General features: G+C 61.8%; 10 protein-coding genes. All 10 read left to right on the top strand.

The window, feature by feature from the left end; all coding sequences use genetic code 11:
- Positions 1–292: 292 nt before the first annotated feature.
- The 10 genes from D6850_RS05000 to D6850_RS04955 all read left to right on the top strand — a co-directional run bounded on the left by D6850_RS05000 (position 293) and on the right by D6850_RS04955 (position 18,664).
- Positions 293–1,240 (top strand): helix-turn-helix transcriptional regulator, encoded by a 948-nt coding sequence (locus D6850_RS05000; protein ID WP_166433991.1) that lies wholly within the window; start codon positions 293–295, stop codon positions 1,238–1,240.
- A gap of 86 nt (positions 1,241–1,326) precedes the next feature.
- Positions 1,327–3,903: a PD-(D/E)XK nuclease family protein gene (locus D6850_RS04995; protein ID WP_166433990.1), complete on the top strand. Its 2,577-nt coding sequence runs from the start codon at positions 1,327–1,329 to the stop codon at positions 3,901–3,903.
- Entirely contained in the window at positions 3,900–7,043 is a 3,144-nt protein-coding gene (locus tag D6850_RS04990) for a UvrD-helicase domain-containing protein (RefSeq protein WP_121164335.1), read from the top strand. Before D6850_RS04995 ends, D6850_RS04990 begins: the two co-directional genes overlap by 4 nt.
- Positions 7,043–8,212 (top strand): DUF6361 family protein, encoded by a 1,170-nt coding sequence (locus D6850_RS04985; RefSeq protein WP_121164333.1) that lies wholly within the window; start codon positions 7,043–7,045, stop codon positions 8,210–8,212. The genes D6850_RS04990 and D6850_RS04985 overlap by 1 nt, the downstream gene beginning before the upstream one ends.
- Positions 8,202–10,046 (top strand): phospholipase D family protein, encoded by a 1,845-nt coding sequence (locus D6850_RS04980; RefSeq protein ID WP_147438860.1) that lies wholly within the window; start codon positions 8,202–8,204, stop codon positions 10,044–10,046. The genes D6850_RS04985 and D6850_RS04980 overlap by 11 nt, the downstream gene beginning before the upstream one ends.
- A complete protein-coding gene (locus D6850_RS04975) occupies positions 10,039–13,227 on the top strand; it encodes a helicase-related protein (RefSeq protein ID WP_166433989.1) in 3,189 nt (1,062 codons plus the stop codon). Before D6850_RS04980 ends, D6850_RS04975 begins: the two co-directional genes overlap by 8 nt.
- Positions 13,228–13,318: 91 nt before the next feature.
- A complete protein-coding gene (locus tag D6850_RS04970; RefSeq protein WP_166433988.1) occupies positions 13,319–13,978 on the top strand; it encodes a HEPN domain-containing protein in 660 nt (219 codons plus the stop codon).
- Positions 13,979–14,175: 197 nt separating this feature from the next.
- Positions 14,176–16,260 (top strand): hypothetical protein, encoded by a 2,085-nt coding sequence (locus tag D6850_RS19250; RefSeq protein WP_147438859.1) that lies wholly within the window; start codon positions 14,176–14,178, stop codon positions 16,258–16,260.
- Positions 16,257–17,354, top strand: a complete 1,098-nt coding sequence (locus D6850_RS04960) for an OmpA family protein (protein WP_121164327.1) — start codon at positions 16,257–16,259, stop codon at positions 17,352–17,354. The genes D6850_RS19250 and D6850_RS04960 overlap by 4 nt, the downstream gene beginning before the upstream one ends.
- Positions 17,351–18,664, top strand: coding sequence for an EH signature domain-containing protein (locus tag D6850_RS04955; RefSeq protein WP_121164325.1), 1,314 nt, complete (start codon positions 17,351–17,353; stop codon positions 18,662–18,664). The genes D6850_RS04960 and D6850_RS04955 overlap by 4 nt, the downstream gene beginning before the upstream one ends.
- Positions 18,665–18,683: the final 19 nt, after the last annotated feature.

Here is an 18,683-nt window from a genome sequence, read left to right as displayed (position 1 = left end):
GGGCCTGAAAGCGTGTCGCGCGGAATGCCCCCGGGGCGTCAGAGCCGGGCAGTTTCATGGTAATACCGGTCCATATGATGCCGGGACTGACAGCCAAAGCCCCGTGGCGTATTATCTGTGCACACGCATGCCGATCACTCCGCTCCTTGAATTCGTTGACAATTCGATCATGCCAAGCCAGCGTGGCAAAAATTGTCACCACCATTCAATCCCATAAGCGATTGTGGCGAAAAGGTTTGTCGAAGTGTCCTATGCCAAAGCCGCGGACCTACTGCGTGTTGCCGAGATGGCAATGTCCCGCTTCAACGGTATCGCGCTGCAGGATATCACCCAAGAATTCGATTGCGATCATCGCACTGCGCAGCGGATGATGCGATCTTTCGAGGCCGTCTTTCGACAGGTCGAAATCCGCGAAGGCGAGGACAGGCGCCGCCGGTGGCTTCTGCCCCGGCACGACCCGCGCTGGCTGCAGGCGCAGGGCATTCGGGACGGTGAGCTCGCAGCACTCGAACTTGCCGCGAAACGCGCCGAACGCGATGGCGCCCCGGATGAGTCGCAGCGGCTGAGGGGGCTGCGCGATCGCCTCTTGGCCGCAATGCCGTCGAGCAAGGCCCGCCGCACCGAGACCGACGCCGAGGCGTTGCTCGAGGCGCAAGGGTTTGCTACGCGGCCCGGTCCACGTGTCGTGCCGGACATGAACACGCTCGGCGTCCTGACCGAAGCGTTACGGGCCCCATTCACCGTCGAGTTGGCCTATACCACGGCCGATGGCAGGACCGCGGACCGAGTGCTGCAGCCATACGGACTACTGCTCGGCATCCGGCGCTATCTTGTCGCGCGCCCGGTCCAGGGAGACGGCAAGATGCGCCGCTTCCGGCTCGATCGTATCCGCTCGGCCCGGATCACCGGCCAGAGCTTTGCTCGCGACCCGGAGTTCGATCTTGCGCGCTTCTCGGCGCAAGCCTTCGGCTCCTTCCACTCGGATGCTGAATACGGGCCGGTCGTTTGGCGTTTTTCGCCCCAGTCCGCTGGCGTTGCGCGCCAATTCATCTTTCACCCGGACCAGGAAATGATCGACGAACCCGACGGCTCCCTGATCTTGCGGTTTTCCGCGTCGGGGCACATGGAAATGGCCTGGCATCTTTACCAATGGGGCGATCAGGTTGATGTGCTTGCTCCCGACGCGCTGCGTGACATGGTTGCCGCGCATCGCCGTTCGGATTTCCCAGCCCTGCCCTGACCCTGACAACTTTTGTCGCCCCGGGATGCAAGGTTGGGGCAAACCGGCACTAACGATTCGAAAAGGACATTATGCGCATAGATCCCTTGCTGACACGCTCTCCGGCCACCGGCGCCCTGCGTCCCATCACGGAGGACCTGCTGGCGGAGGTGTATCTCGCGCCGCGCGTGGCGCAGCTTTGCCTTGTAGATCACCTCGGCGCGGGCGCCCCTTGGTCTGACAGTTTCGCGGCCTCACCGGAGGAAACCGCTCGGGCGGTCGAGGCGGGTCTTCTCGCTGTCGCCCATGCGGCGCCGATGCTCGATCCTGCAGAGATCGTGACCGACACCCTGCCCGATGGCCGCGCGCGCAACCACCTCGACGCGCTGCGCGCTCTGTGGCGCGACATCGGCACCTTGCCCGACCCTTTGAATACTTGGCGGCACGTCCTGCAAAGCAAGGCAGCGGACGCGCTGGAACCCCTCCCAACGGCGGACCCCGATTGTTCCTTCGCGACGCCTGCGGAAGCTTCCCTGGCACGGACCCTTCGGACCCATCATGGCGATGCGGATGCACTCCCGCCTCCTCCGCTTGCGGCGGAAGGAACCGCGCTCCGGAACCTGCAGGATCGGATCGGGCGTCACTCAGACCAGTTTGCGCCGGACCCCTCGGTCGCCTGTCACGGCCTGCGAGATCCGCGTGAAGAGGCCGAATTCGCTGCCGCCCTTGCCCAATCGCTGCTGGATACCGGTCGCGTGGATCACCCGGGCGAGATCGGTCTGCTGGCACCCGACGGGCCCGCGTATGATCTACCCCTGCAGGACGCGTTCGACCGAGTTGGGCTGCCGCTCTCCGGCTTGCCGACCGAACCGGCGCAGCGCGACCAGGCGGGAGAGTTGCTTTCGCTTCTGCTCGTTCTGCTAAAGGGTCCGGCGCCGCGTACCGCGCTGGCTTCCCTCTACATCACGCCCGGGATGCCTTGGCCCGCGGCAACCGGACGCAGGATGGCCCGCGAGCTGATCGACCGCGGCTGGTCGCGCCTTGCCACCGAACAGACCGGGGCGGCCCGGGAACTGCTGAACGCGATGCGCCCGTGCGACACGCCCGAGCAGCTCTTTGCTCGGCTCGGGTTCATCGCCAGAGCCGTTCCCGGGGCGGACCTGCACCCGCGCGTAGCTATGCTCAAGGCGGCAACGGGCAACGAAATCGACTGGCCATTGTTGCACCGCCTCGCCGCGCCGACCGCGGTTGCGGCGAACGGGCATGACCGGTTTGTCGAAGGTGTTTCCCTGTTTTCTGAGGGCGCCCTTCCCTGGCGACCGGTGCGCCAACTCATTGTCGCGGGCATGGCCGGGCGCCACTGGCCGCGACCGCCCGGATCCGACCCGTTCTTCACCGAAGGCGAGATTGCGATGATCCGCGACACCGGGCTGATGCTCGAGGGTCGCAAGCAGAAACTTGCGCGCGGGCTTGAGTTATTCCGCCGACAGCTATGCGCTGCGACGGAGGGGCTGAACCTGCTGGTCCCCGCGATGGATCTGCGGGGCGACCACTTGACGCCCTCGACCGGGCTGGCGCTGATTGCTCACATGCTGGGCACCGACGAACCCGCTGACCTCGTCCGAGACATTCGCTCGGCACGACCCGAAGACTGGCCCGTCGCCACCACGCGTCCCGATCCCGTTCCGATGGGCGGCGCGCCCGCGTTGCCCAAAGATGGCCTTATCCACATTCAGCGTGGGCTGGGCACGCCGGATCGACCTGGGATCGACCTGCTTCGGCTGAGAGAGACAAAGGACGGCCCACTGCCGCATTCGCCCTCGCGTCTGGAGACGCTGCTGGTCAGCCCTCTGGGCTGGCTCCTTGACGAGCTCGGCGCAAAAGAGCTGGCCTGGGCACCCGAAACCCTTGACGTGATGACACTCGGAACGCTGATGCATCAGGTTCTCGAGGAGGTCTTTCCCGAAGGCACCGAAATCCCGGACGACGCGACGCGCGCCGCACGCGTGCCGAAGGCGCTGAACTCCGCCATTCGCCTCCATGCCCGGTGGCTGATCGACGTCGCCTGGGCCACAGAGCGAGCCAGCCTGTTGCGCGAGGCACGCGACATCTGCGCCGCCTGGGCCGGCTTTCTGCGGCATACGGGCGCTGAGGTCCTGCACAACGAGATCGCCCTGAAGGGCGAACACGGCGGTCTGCTGCTGCATGGCAAGGCGGACTGCCTTCTCAAGCTGCCCGGCGGGCGCATCCTCGTCGTCGATCACAAGCGGTCCAGCGCCGGCGGTCGGCGCGACCGCATGGCTAAGGGTTGGGACCTGCAGGTGGCCCTTTATCGTGCCATGCTGGAACGCCCTTCGGAGGAAACGCCTCTGACCCGGCTTGTGGCCGAGGGCGCTCAGGTCGTCACCGCCTACCACATGCTGCGCGATGGCACCGTCCTGTCGGATGCCGGAGGCGCGGACGTGCCGAGGGTCGAGACCACGGGCGCGGACGCGGCCGAAAACGCGATGGACCATCTCGCGCAGGTTCTGGCCGAGGTCGGCGCGGGTACCGTCCGCCTGAACCGGGAAGGGGACGCAAAAGCCTTCGAGAAAGAGCGTGGGATCAAGGCCTACGCGCTCGAAAACCCACTGGTCGCGGCATTCACCCTGCCCGGCGGATCTTACGAGGAGGACTCGGAATGAAGGATTTTTCGCTTGTGCCCGCCGGAGCCGGGGCCGGCAAGACATACCACATTCAGAAAACGCTCGGGGAGTGGGTCGAAAGCGGCCGGATTGCGCCAGGACGGATCCTTGCCGTGACCTTCACGGAGGCTGCAGCGGCGGAGATGCGCGACCGCGTGCGCGGCGAACTGATGGCACGCGGGCGCCTCGGAGACGCGCTGGAGATCGACCAGGCCTACATGGGCACGATCCATGCACTGGGGCAGCGGCTGCTGACCGAACATGCCTTCGCCGCCGGGCGGTCGCCTGAAAGCCGCCTGCTGAGCGAGCCTGAACGCGACCTGCTGATCCGTCTGGAGATGACGCGCTGCACGGCGCTGGAGCCGCTGATGGCAGACCTTGACCGGTTCGGCTATGAATGGAACCACGCCACGCAGACCAGCGCCGAGGACGGCTTTCGCGCCGATGTACTGAAGACGGTCGACCTGATCCGGGGGCTCGGCGCGCGCGGGCTGTCACCGGACATTGTGACCCCGGCACTGACCGCCCTGACCGAGGGTTACGGCCCCGTCGAGCCGGACGGTGCGGCCCTTACGGCCGCGTTGAGGCGCTCCGTGCGCGACCTGCTCGACAGCTTCCCGGACAATCTTGCGCCGTTGTTTTTCGAAAAGAAAACAGTCAGGGACGAATTTGCAAAGAACCATTCGGCTCTGCGAAGGGCAGACCAACCCGGCGTCCTCGAAAAGGACTGGGCGCTCTGGCAGAAACTCCGAGCCCTGCGACAGACGAAACGCGGTGCGCCCACACCCGAAGGCTACGATGGGCTCGCCCAGGCTGTCATGGACGCAGCCGACGCCCTGTCCCGCCATCCCGGTCCGCTTGACGATGCCCAAGCGCACATCACCGCTCTCGTCACCGGTGCGCAACAAGTGCTGGCGTCATACGAAAACGCCAAGCGCCGTGCCGGCCTGATCGACTACGCCGACATGATCGCCGAGACCGAGCGCCTCCTGTGCACCCGTCCCGAAATTCTGGGTGCCGTGCTGGGAGAAATTGACTGCGTCGTGATCGACGAGTTCCAAGACACGAATCCGGTGCAGTTCGCCCTGCTCTGGCGGCTGGCGCGGCAGGCGAAACACGCATTGATCGTTGGCGACACAAAGCAATCCATCATGGGCTTTCAGGGCGCCGATCCGCGCCTGACGGAGGCGCTGCAGGCCGCGCATCCCGATTCTGCCACACCGCTGGACCGCAACTGGCGATCAGATCCGAGGATCATGGCTATGGTCAACGCTCTCGGCCCGACTTTGTTCGACGACTACAACTCTTTGTCAGCCCAACGCCCTGAAACGGGCGAGACCACACTCGAGGTGCTACACCTGCCCAAGGGCCGCAAGGACACCACAGCCGAGTGCATCGCGGGTCGCGTGGCCGACATCCTTGAAGCCGGCACGCAGGTCTGCGACAAGACAAGCAAGGAAATGCGCGCCGTGCAGCCCGGCGATGTGGCGGTTCTCACTTATACGCACAAGAAGGCCAGCGCCGTCGCCGCCGCACTCGAAGCGCATGGTCTGCCGGTGCGCATCCAGCAGGACGGCTGGCTGACCGCGCCGGCTATGCGTGCCGCCCGTGCCGCGCTGGCGCTTGCTGCCGACCCTGACGACACCCATGCCGCGCTAACCTATCTCACGCTCGGCCCGCCGCGCATGCCACTCGAGCAGGCCCTGCGCAACGCGGTGGACGGTGTCCTGCTGACCCATGCAGCTCTCGAACCCCTGCGCGCGCTCCAAGACGGAGTCGCCACGCGCCCCGTGGCCGACACGCTTGCCGACGTGCTGTGTATGACGGCCCTGCGCGACTGGGCCGCGGGTCTGTCGCAACCTGCGCAGGCACTGGCTGATCTGGCCCGCTTCGAGGCCGAGGCGCAGGAGTTCGACACGATGGAACAGGACCTGCGCGCTGCCACCGGTTTCCACGGCGCCGGGGTGCAGGTCTTTCTTGGTTGGATCGCACATCAGACCGCCAAGGACTGGGACAGCCATCCAAGCCCGGACGGCTGGTCGGCCTCCGGCGTCGAGATCTGCACATGGCATGCCGCCAAGGGCCGCGAATGGCCAATCACCGTCGTTGCCGGACTGGATCAGACCATCGCCGAGCGGCCAGGCACGCTGCGCGCCGATTTTGACGGGTTCGACGATCTGGACAGTGTTCTTGATCACGCGGGGCTGGGCTATCTGCCGAAATTCGCGGCGCCCGAGAGCCAGGAGCCATTCACCGAAGCCCGCCGGCAGGAAGATGAACGCGACGCAGCACGAAAGCTCTATGTTGCGCTGACCCGTGCACGCGACCGGCTCATCTTGGTGATGCCGCGCGAACGATCCAAGCCGCGCGAGAACGCGGAGCGCATGGTCGACCTGTTGCGCGATCGCGCCGGGTTTGACACCGCAGCCGAGGCGCTGACCGTCGCAGGACAGGCTTTTGCCGCGCGGGTCGCGGAAGGGATCCCCGATGAACCGGAATCACCCGAGGTGGACAATACAACGTCGCATCCGCGCTTCGGCGAACCACGCGCTCGTTTGGACACACCGCGCACGCCGTGGCGACGCAGCCCGTCCACGCTGATCGCTTCCCATCCAGCGCCGACCGCGGCAATCGATACGGTCGAACTGGCGAACGGCGTCGCCGACACCCAGCACGCCAGCGCAACCGAACGCGGCACCGCCTGGCATCTGGCCTTTCGTGTTCTCGCCGCGCGGCCTGAGATGGCGGATCGCCTAAAGGCTGCCACTGGCCTGGCCGACACAGCGATCACCCAGATTGCCGCACAAGCTCGGGCACTGACCAGCTGGCTGGCCGATCAGGGCTACGAGACATTGCACTTCGAAATGCCGTTCCAGGAGACAACTGCAGACGGGTCCGAGGTCAACGCCATCGTGGATTGCCTCGCCGAGGGCCCGCAGGGTCTGCTCATCATTGATCACAAGTCCGGCCCCTGCCCCGATCCGGCAAGCCGCTTCGCAACATATCAACCGCAACTGGCCGCCTACGCCGCCATCGTCCGTAGGCACTGGCCCGACAAGCCGTTGCGGGGCGTCGCCATCCACTGGATGAGCGAGGGCACACTTAGTTTCGGACATGCACCTGTAGAGGAACCCGCCTGATGTCCTTTCTCGCGTGGATCGACTTTGATCAGACCGACCGAGACCGGACACGTCGAATCATGGACCTGTTCGGTCAGGAGGATTCCCGCGACGAGCTTGGCCTCGGGTCTGTGCGAGACGCGCTCGCAGATCTGATGTTCCCGGGCACCTCGACCATCCAGACGCGTCTTCGCTACATGCTTTTCGTGCCGTGGATCTACCAGATCGCAGGCGAGTTGAAAGGGACCGCATCAGCGCGACGCGAACACGCGCGGGTGCTTGAAATCCGGCTGATCGAGGCGCTTTTGCGCGGCGGGGAGACACGGAATGTTATTGGCAGCGACTCTCGCGAGAAGCTTAAACGCTTGCCGAGCGACGTCTACTGGGCCGGATTGCTGACGCTGGGCATTCGCCGCTTTCAGGGCAGTCGAAATGCCTGCCTCGAGGCAACCCCGGGCGAGGCTGCCGCACTTTGGGCCGCAGGCTTGCCGCCGGCTCCAGATGGATTCCTGTCATCCCCGGACAGCACGGCAGTCTTCCGTTTGCGCAACGAAGAAGCAGGCTTCCTGCGCGACCGGCTGGCGCACGAAGCACCGCACAGCTTGCTCACGCATCTGTCCCGCCAGATAACCGCCGCCGACTGCGACATGATCTGGCACCATCCCGCACGCAGCGAATGGCCCGACGGCATAATCGCGGTCGTCGATCATGCCGAGCGGTTTTCCCGCCTAATGCATGGCGCATCGCTGCTCTACAACCTCATGCTGTCGGAAAGGGCTGCCCGGATGCAGGGCACCAAGGGCGGCGCATGGCATGAACGGGTCGAAACTTATTCAGGAAAGCTGGACGACTGGGCCGAGGAAACGCCGGTGCGACTGTTCGAGGACTGGGATTTGAGAGGCCTCTGGCTATTAGCACAGGGTACGACACACGATGTAAAACCGCACAGCCGCCGTTTCATCGAAACATGGCGCGACAGCGTGATGGCGACGCGGGGACGTGTACACGAAGACCGCGCGGCCCGCGCTCTCGTAAGCAACCGCGAGGCCCGGCTGAAAGGCGCAAAGTCCCGGTTCCGCAATGAGGGCGCGCTAATGCGCTGGAGCGGCGCCTCCGGGACCGCCATGATGAACTTCCGCTGGCAGCCGGTCGTAGCCAATCATGTCAGGGACCTTGTCGATGCAGACTGAAGCGGCGCTCGATCCCGAAAACCGCGCGCTCTACGCCGATATCCTGCGGGCTCCCGCGGGATTCGAACTGGATGCCGCAGTAGCGACCACCTACACCCTGGATTTCGAGACGGCTCTGGTCGTACCTGCGACGCTGGCCTTTCATGCCGCCGAGAACCGGCAGGAAACGCTGGACACACCCCTCGCGCTGCTCGAAGGGCTCGAACGCCTCTCTGCGCGTATCGCCATCTTCTGCGAGGCCGGACGGATCAAGGCCGTGCCCAAGGGGGCAAACCGCCTGACCGCCTTGCTGGAAGAAACCGTAACCGAAGTGGCTGCGCCGCGCGGCGGCGCGTTTCACCCGAAACTCTGGCTCTTGCGCTTCACTCCGGTCGGCGGTCACGGGCAGCCGTGCCTTCGCCTGGCGCTGCTGTCGCGAAATCTGACGACAGATGCTTCTTGGGACCTATCCCTGTCGCTGGACGGCGTGCTTGGAGATGCGCCGCGGGATCAGAACGCACCGCTGGTCGAGCTTCTTCGCGCCCTGCCCGACCTCGCTATGGGTCGCCCGACCCCGGCGCACGTGGCCACGATGGTGGCCTCGCTGGCAAACGATCTTGCCCACGCCGCGTGGGAACATCCCCGGCATATTCGCAAGATTCGCTTTGCCGTGAATGGGTTGACTGACCGGGTCTGGCGCCCACAGATCGGCCGCACGTTGGGCATCGTATCACCATTCGTAACGGACGGAGCCTTGTCCGCCCTGTGCCGCGGCGTTGACCCGGCCAACGCCTGTCTGCTTGGTCGTGGCGAAGAGTTGGCTCCTCTGGCGCCGGAAACTTTGGCAATGTTCGGAAGGCGTCTGGTGCTGGATGAGATGGCAGAAACCGAGGATGGAGAAGAAAGCGATCCTGCTTCGAGCAGTGCCGTCCCTGCGCGGGGACTTCATGCGAAGGCATTCATCACGGAACGATACAAGAGCACTGAAATCACCATGGGATCCGGCAATGCCACGGCTCCTGCACTTCTTACTGGCAAAAACGTCGAAGTTTTTGCCACGCTGTCCGGCTACACCGAGAATCTTGGCACGATGGAAGACCAGATGTCGCCGGAGAGGCTGGGCCGCTTTCTACGAGAGTTTGTTTCGTACGAGCCGGATGATGCCACGCAGGTTGATGCCGCCGAGGCTCGCCTCAATCGGGTGCGGCGTAAACTGGCAGGGTCGAACCCTGTGCTTCGGTGCGAAGAAGACGGTGCGGGCCGAATTCTCCTACACCTTTCGGCGCGCAGGCCGTTCTCGGTCCCCGACGGGATCGAACTGCGCCTCTGGCCCATCGTTGCCGGGATCGAATTTGGTATCGGCGTGACGGAACTGAATACCGGTGAACGCTCGTTGGCGCGCCTTCCGCTGAAGGATGTGACGCGCTGGATCGGCGTCAGACTCAGCGACGCGGAAAGCGGACTGGAGCACCATTTCACCCTCGGGTCAGACTTGGTCGATCTCCCCGACGCCCGGACCGCCGAGATCCTGCGAAGCCTGATCGAGAACCGCGATGCGTTTCTTCGCTACATTCGTCTTCTCCTGGGCGACGTCTCGGAAGCGGCTAAGGCCCTCTTCGCAGCTGGTCAGGGCAGCGATCTCTCAGTCATGTTCGGCACCGCACGCGATGCTCCGATCCTCGAGGACATGGTGCGCGCTCTGGCGAGTGACGGGCGGCAGTTACGCGACATCGAAAGGCTGGTCGCGAGGCTGAGCGATCCCGACACGGGACATAGCGAGGTCATCCCGGATGAATTCCTCGACCTGTGGGAAACCTTCCGGGCGGTTTTACCGAAGGAGAACCGGATTGACTGAGCGTTTCCAGGCACACGACGCGCTGCGTCCGCTGAAGGCGTTTCAGCGAAAGACCGTGGACTATGTCGCGAAGCGGCTGCTGAGCGATCCCGACGCTGTCCGCCATTTCCTCGTGGCCGATGAAGTCGGTCTCGGAAAAACGATGGTTGCGCGTGGCGTGATCGCTCGCACGATCGAGGCGCTGCAGGATACGGTCCCGCGGATCGACATCATCTACATCTGTTCCAACGCCGCCATCGCGAAACAGAACGTCGCCCGCCTCAACGTCCTTGGCGGCGAACGCACGCGGGTACTACCGACCCGCCTGACCATGCTCGCTCTCGAACTGGCCCGGGTCGGCGGGATCAAGCGCGAAGGCGTGAATTTCTTCAGCCTGACGCCGGGCACCTCGCTGGACCTTAAACAAGGCGGAGGCCGACAGGAAGAACGCGCCCTGATATATCGACTGATCCGTGGCCAGTTCGACAAGCAGGACCAGCGAACGCTCCGGAAGATGTTCATGCGGCCGGCCGGGCCCAAAGGCTGGAGAAACACAAGGCAATGGGTCAATGGCCAGCAAATCGAGCAGTCGATAGAGCGACGCTTCCTGCAGGCGCTGGAACGAGAGCCTGATATCCTCGATCAGTTGCGAGCATTGATAGGCCAGTTCCGCCAACACGGGGATTCCGACCAAGAGCTCCGGCGTGCGGTCGATCGTTGCGTCATGACGCTGCGTGCGACCCTCGCCCGGGAAAGTGCCGAGGCGCTGGAGCCCGACCTGATCGTTCTCGACGAATTCCAGAGGTTCACGGAACTGCTGCACGGCGATAGCGAGGCCGCCGATCTTGCGCGCAAGCTTTTTGACGCCATCGATCCGGATGGTAACCAGGCCAAGGTTCTGTTGCTCTCCGCGACCCCCTACCGAATGCTATCCCTACGCGACGACGATGCGGATGCTGGGGATCACTATCGCGAATTCCTCGATGTCCTGGGCTTCCTGTTCGGCGAAAGGGGTCCTGCGATCCGCGCCGAGCTTGAAGACGAGATGCGTCGCTACCGGCTGGCGATGCAGGGCCTTCCCGGCAGTTTCGAGGATGCTTGCAGGATCAAGACCGGGATCGAAGGCACCCTACGCAGTGTCATCGCCCGCACCGAACGGGTTGCGGAAACCGCCGAGCGCGACGCAATGATGCGAGATGTGGAGGTGCCAGTTTCCATCAAGCCTGCCGACCTGGTCGAAGCGCGTGCCGTGGCGCACGTTGCCGATGCCGCCGACGCCCCGGGAACCGTGGAATACTGGAAATCGGCTCCCTTTCTGCTCAGCTTCCTGCGCGATTACAAGCTGGGGCAACGTCTGGAGCAACTCAAGGACGCCCCGGGCGAGGCGCTGCTGGCCGCGATCCGAAACGCAGGAACCGCCCAGATCGACACGGACGCGGTCGAGGCCTATCGACCCATACCGGAAAACAACGGCCGCCTGCGCGCGCTGAAGGAGATCGCGTTCCGGGATGGAATGGCAAAACGCCTCTGGCTGCCACCAAGCATGCCCTATTTCGGCCAGCGCGTGACCGCGAGCAAGCTGTTGATCTTCTCGCAATGGGCCATGGTGCCCGATGCGATTGCTGCGCTGCTGTCCTATGACAGCGAACGGTCGATGGGGATGGGGCAGACCGGTCGGAGCTACTCGGCCCGCCATCCGCAGTTGCTCAATTTCCGACGCAACAAGGAGCGGTTGACCGGTTTGCGCGCGCTCCCGCTGGTCATTCCTTCTCCGACGCTGGCCGCCACGGTCGATCCGCTCGAGATATTTCAATCCTCTCCGTCTTTGGCCGACGCAGCCGCATTGCGCAGCGAAGCAGGAGATCGGCTTCAGGGTCTTGCGTCGGAACTCGAACAGCGCCCTCAAGCCGTGCAACGCCCCGGCGTCCTGAGCCGTCTGGCCCCAGGCACCCCGCAAACCGATGACGAAGATTCTGAGCGCGCCATCACATGGGACTGGGCTTGCGCTGCCGCGTTGGACATAAGATCCGGTGCGTTCGACCAGTGGCTGGCAGCGGGCAACATTCTTAACGATGTCGTCCGTGCGGACGGCCAGGATGCTTGGCACGACCATCTGCACGCGCTCAGCGACGCGGCTCGCGGCGCGGCACTGCATGGCCAGCCGGATCGTGACCGCCTGATCGCACATCTGACGGACCTGGCTCTGGGGAGTCCGGCGACCTGCGCATTGCGCGCACTCCATCGTATCGCGCCAACCCTCGATCTCGACGACCCCGGGATGCTCAATGCGGCCACGCGGATCGGCATGGCCTTCCGCGGGCTGTTCAATCAGCCGGAGAGTCAAGCATTGCTGCGGACCGGAGTCGACGATTTTTATTGGCAGACCGTCCTGCACTATTGCGTCGATCACGACCTGCAATCCGTGCTCGATGAGTATGTGCATATCCTCATGGAAGCAGAGGGCGTTATGGACGCAGAGCCGGCGCATGCAATTTCCGTTCTCGCCCAGACCATCGACGACGCGCTATCGCTCAAGCCGTCGCAAATCGAGATCAAAAGATATCGCGCGCATCGCGACCGCCTGCGGATAACGTCTGAAATTCGGATGCGCGGCCGGTTTGCGACCCGTCTCCTGCAGCAAGCTCAGGAGGACGGTGCGCAGCGAACCGACACGGTTCGAACCGCGTTCAACTCGCCGTTCCGACCTTTTGTCCTTGCGTCGACATCCGTAGGGCAGGAAGGCCTCGATTTTCACCCATATTGTCACCGCCTTGTTCACTGGAACCTGCCCTCAAATCCGGTGGATCTCGAGCAACGTGAGGGCCGTGTCCATCGCTACAAGAACCATGCCGTCCGGTTGAACCTCGCCACGAGATTCCGCAGCGCGCTCGATGCCTATCCAGTGGAAAAAGATCCATGGAGCGTCATGTTCCGGAAGGCTCACTCCACGGCCATGCGGCCGGGCGACATGGAACCCTATTGGCTGCTCGACGGCGAAACCCAGATAGAACGCTATGCCCTTTCTCTTCCGTTCAGTCGCGAGGCGAAACTTCTGGGATGGCTCAAACGCTCGGTTGCTCTTTACCGATTGGCGTTCGGTCAGCCGCGTCAGGATGATCTGTTGTCGTTCCTCGAGAGCCTGAAGAACGCGGACGCAGAAATCGATCTTTCGAAACTTCAGATCAGCCTCAGGCCTGATTGATGTTCTTCCCTTGGAGGGATCCGAGGCTGAAACACCTGCTCACGGAAACATTCGACGACCCCCACCACGTTAAGACCCGATAGGACAGCTAATGACAGATCACGCGCCTGAATTCCATACGCTCAAGGCTCGCCAGCGCGCACAGCGCGAAAATTGGCCCCAAGACTTTTCCTTGCGCATTCACCGCGCCATCAGCTGGATCGGCCGCGCCGAGAAGGAAAGCGAAGATCCCGGTGCCGCATTCTTATTCTACTGGATCGCGTTCAACGCCGCCTATGGCGGCGAACGATCTGTTTTTGGTGCTCGCGACGACTTTGAAACCTTTTTTCTGCGGCTTCAGCAACTCGACACTGAAGGGCGCCTTTACGGAATTGTCTGGTCAACTTTTCCCGGTCCGATCAGACTCTTCCTCGAAAATCGCTACGTCTTTGCACCGTTCTGGAGATATCACCACTGCGACCCCGAGGCGCAAAATTGGGACGAACGGTTCAAACAAGCTCGGCGACGGTTCCACGACGCCCTTGGCCGAAGGGATACGGTCAAGGTTCTCTCCATGCTGTTCGACCGTCTGTATGTTCTACGTAACCAGCTTATCCATGGCGGAGCAACGTGGAATTCTGGAACCAATCGCGACCAACTACGAGACGGCGCAGCGATCCTCCGGAATGTTGTTCCGGTGATGGTCGATCTAATGATGGATGCGCCGCGAACCGACTGGGGCGTGCCGATGTATCCAGTAATCGAGGCGTGAGTTGATGGCATTTGTAGATTTCTCAGCGCCGAGCGACATGCCGACTTGCTTCTATGATCGGCCAAAGCGGTGGGAGCTCTACGCAACCAGAGGTGTTTCACTCACGCAGATTTTTCAGATGGTTGCGGAGCCTTCCGCCCGTCAATAGCGTGGGGTAACAACTCAAAGAGTTAAGTGACTCGCAGTAGGAGAGAGCCTTGGAACAGCCCGATATTGCTACTACGATCGGCTCGTACACGGAGTGGGTTGGTGGATCGGCGAAAGATCTAATCATCCATCTTGCGGAATTTCTGACGCTGTCGGAAAGCAGACCAGGCGTTATTGCTACAATACTGGTCTTTGCACTTTTGGTATTCTGCGTTTCCTTTATCATCCGAACAGGTCGGCAGAGAAAAGTTATTCTCGAGATGGACCGCATGGTTCGCGAGAATGACGGAATTGATGATTTCGCAAAAAATTATTCAAGCTTCCGCAACCGCGTCCATGAGAAATCCAAGTCAAATGCCAATTGGGCTGCGCTATGGGAGGCATGGGACGAATTCAGCGAAACTATTGTTCCAGACGATGTAGATGGACCGCTCAAACTCAGAAATTCTATCCGGCCGGCGTCTTTTATGAATATTGAGGATTTAGGCTTTGGTCCGGGTCTCTATCGCATTCTCCCCAACACATTCGTTTCTCTTGGCTTGTTCCTGACCTTTCTGGGGCTTGTGGCTGCGCTTCACCAGTTCTCACAATCGATGGCAGGTGCCGGTGCAGGGATGGACGTGGCGATGCAGGGGTTCATGCAGATCGCCTCGGCGAAATTCATTATGTCGCTCGCAGGTCTGTTTTGCTCGATCATCTTTACTGTTCTCCTTCGCAAGCGCATCAACACCCTGGATCGAGCCCTCCACAGATTGTGCATCGGCATCGAGCGCCGTCTCGTTTTTGTCAGCCTCGAGGATATCGGGTTTCGTCAACTACGTGCAGCGACAGAGCAGCGTGAGCATCTTCGAGAGATCGGGATGGGCATGGTCGCCGAGTTGCAGAAGCCCTTGGAAGCACTGCCGGACCGGATCACCGGGGCCATTGCCGAGCGTATGGACCCGATCTTCGATCGCGTCAGCTCCATGGGAACTTCAAACATGGAAGGTTTGGTAGGCGACCTTTCAACTCAACTGTCGCAATCCGTTGGAAATGCCCTGACACGCGCCAGCGAGTCACTTGGCGAAGCCACCGACCGAATTGGGCTCATGGTCGAGCGCATGGACAAAAGCAACGCTCAGGCGGGCCAAGGCCTCGAGACGGCCCTCGAACAGATGGCCTCCGCGGTTTCTGAAATGCGCAATGAAGTTACCAACAGCGGCCGAACCGCATCTGATGCCATGAACGAGGGCGCCGAGCGTCTCCTTTCCGTCATGAACGAAACCCTCACAGGGATCCGCGACAATACCGGTCAAAGCGCCGAGGCCATGCGGACGGCCGCAGACGACATGCGCAAGGCCGCAGACGGTTTCCGCGAGACACTTGCGGATGCGAGCGCCGAGAGTGCCGAGGCCGCACGCCAACGCATGGCGCAAAGCACATCAGAGGCAAGCTCCGCAATCGAGGGTGCGGGCAAGAACCTGCTCGAGAGCTTCGACAAGACAAGTCAAGATATTGCGCGCCTTGGGACAGAAATGGGCGGGACGATTGGCACCGAACTCCTGTCAAAGCTCGAGATCGTCGGCACACAACTACAAGAAATGGCAGATTCCATCCAGCAAGGAGCATCGGGCGCACGCTCTGCGGCACAAGGCCTGTCAGATGGGGCGCAAGCGATCTCGGGTGCCTCGGAGGGTTTCCGAAACTCAAGCCGGGAGATGACCTCAGCCGCGGAGCCCCTCCGCGCATCCCATGAGCGTATCGAAAGCGGTCTTCGTAGGCTGGGAGAAACTGTTGACACCGTTTCCGAAACACTGATGCAGAATTCGGCGTCAGTGGCCGAAAATGCAGCGCATGTTCTTGATACCGCGCAGACAGCACTGGGAACAGAGCGCGACGGAATTCGAAATGCGCTCGAAGCAACACGCGCTGCCTTGGCTCAACTCTCCGAAGAGGCGGAGAAACTTGATCAGATCGATGAAATGCTCGGGCGGGCCTTGCAGCAATACAATGCTCAGCTTGACGCGGCACTTGGCTCTGCTCAGGACCATGTCAGCCAAATGCGCGATACACTGGCACCGGGAATTGACACCTTGAAAAGCGTCGTGGAACAGGCCGAGAGCTTCATGCCCGCACAGCAAAGGCGTAAGGCATGAGAGCACAGGCCAAGCGCGTCTCGCACGAGGAAGAAGAAGAAAGCGCTTTCGTGTCCATGACGGACATGACAGTCGGTTTCCTCTTCATCATGATGATCCTGCTGGCCTTCTTCGCCAGCCAAATAATGGATCAGGATGCGGTATCGCGAGACGCATATGACCAAGTGGTCACAGAGCGCGACGAATGGCGCAGCTTGGCCGAGGATCTTGAAACGCGTGTCGTTCACCTTGAAAGTCAGATCACCGATCTGCGGCGTGAGCGCGATGCCCTTATTGAAGAGCGTGACCGCCTTACCCATGATCTGGCGAGCGCGAGAGCAGACATCGAAGATCTCAATCGCGAAGTCCAATCCCTCAAAGACCGTATCGACGACCTTCTCCAGCAATTGCAACGGTTGCAGGTGCAGATCGTCGAGAAGGACAGGGAGATTCAGCGTCTCGAAGAGGAACTCGAGAGGCTGCAACAGGTCGATCCGCTCGAGGCTTACCTTGCCCGCGTTGCTCAAGAAAGGCGCGATATCCTAAGGCGGTTGCGCGATGCAATCCTTGCAGATTTCCCCGAACTTGAGGTCGAACTGAGCGAGGAAAGCGACGCGCTGCGTTTCCAAGGCGAAGGGCTCTTCGAGTCCGGTCGGTCCACGCTGACACCGGCACGGGAAGCCATCGTGGCAAGGCTTGCGGAGCGCCTCGACGAGGTCTTACCCTGTTTCACGTTGGGCGGTGCATCTGAATTTTCAGAAAACTGCAATCCGGGCTTCGTAATGGTCGAGGCGGTGCAGATCGAGGGGCACACGGACAGCGTCGGAAGCGACAGATTTAACAGAACGCTCTCTGCCGCGCGGGCAAATACGACGTTCTTCGCGATGACGGGTTCAACTCCCGGGATCATGGAACATCGCAACCTGAAGCAACAGCCTGTTTTATCTGTTGCGGCATACGGCCCGGATCGTCCGGTAACGACCAACGAGACGCGGGAAGGCCGTGCAACGAACCGCCGCATCGATCTGCGTTTCATCATGGTCACCCCGCAGGACACAAATGGAATCGAGGCAATCCGGGAAGCACTCAGGTCAATCGAGGAGACAAGTGAATGAGGGCATCTGAGGACCTCCGTCGCAGTGTCAGTCTCGTGTCCCGGACCTTGCCGCCACTGGATGCTATACGCCGTTCAGTTGAACGCGTTTCGCGTCGCTGGCCGGATGCCGTGAGGACGCCCGAGGATCGAGATCGCGAAAGGCTGGCTTTGGCCATGCTCAAGCACGTTCGCGACTGGGATTGGACTGGAACGACCACGCAACGCGTCATCTCTGCCGCCATAGCGATATTCGACAGCGAAAGATGCGCACGACCCGATCTCGAGATCGTGCGCGATTTCTATTTCGACGAAGCCGCGAAAAGGCCACCCGGCGCTTTTCTTGACGGCATATTGCGCGTCTATATCGACAGTTTTTCGAGCGACGCGCCGCATACCTTGGCCCTCGCGCGCGCGCTCGGCACAAGACGCGAGGATTTTGGGCCTCGAGAGCAGAAACTGATCGCCGCCCTGCCCGGTCTTCTGACCCCGACAGAAGCCCCGAACAGCCTCGCCGACTTGATGCTGGAAGCCGATGACCCGTACCAGAAACTGAAAGAAATTGGGTTACCCAGTCCACATTTGCCGGGCCTTGTTAAGGCCGCGCACGAAATTTTTGTTGAAAAGATCGGTCCGAAGCTGCGCGACGAAAACGAAAGGCAGCGGATGTTCCGCTGGCTGACACCAACGACCGGCGCGACGCTTCAAACAGGCGCCGGTCCGGCGATCGAAGCGTTGCTCGCCGCCTGGCGCACGAAAACACCACCGGAAACGCTTAGGCAGGACCTTTGTGAAACGATCATTGCCGCCTACAACGATCCGCGCCTGCACAATGGCGGCATCTGGTCCGGCTTCGACCCCGATCTGAAGAAGGTCCTGCTCCGATGGTTGACGAAGCAGGACATGAAGTTCTTCTGCGATATGGTAACCGCTACCCAAGACAACCACATGTGGCCACCCAGACGAGATTTCTGGCTGCAGCTCTACGAGGACAAGATGATTGACGAGGCTTGGGTTGCCTTTGGATCTTCCGCGCGTCGATATGCACAGACCCACCTTGTACGCAGCGGGCGCACCGACATCGGAAGGCGCTTCGGCAGTCAACTCGACCGGGGTGGCAGCACTTCCCTGCTGATCATGCGCATCGGCAACAAGATTGTTGTGGATGGATGCCACAGCTACAAGACCCACATTTTCAGAATGGACGACCCGAAGGCCCCGAAGCTCTACCAAAGGCAGTATTATTGCAACGACATTATGAGAGCTTCGCGAAACTCAAAACCGCACAACTCTATTCCAGCCTGGTCGCAATGGGTAATGCAGCATGTCTGACAGTCGCCCCAGCTGTTCC

The organism is Roseovarius spongiae, assembly GCF_003651245.1.
Taxonomy (GTDB): domain Bacteria; phylum Pseudomonadota; class Alphaproteobacteria; order Rhodobacterales; family Rhodobacteraceae; genus Roseovarius; species Roseovarius spongiae.
The sequence above is the reverse complement of the archived record's forward strand: the minus strand, read 5'-3'. Positions and strand labels throughout refer to the sequence as shown.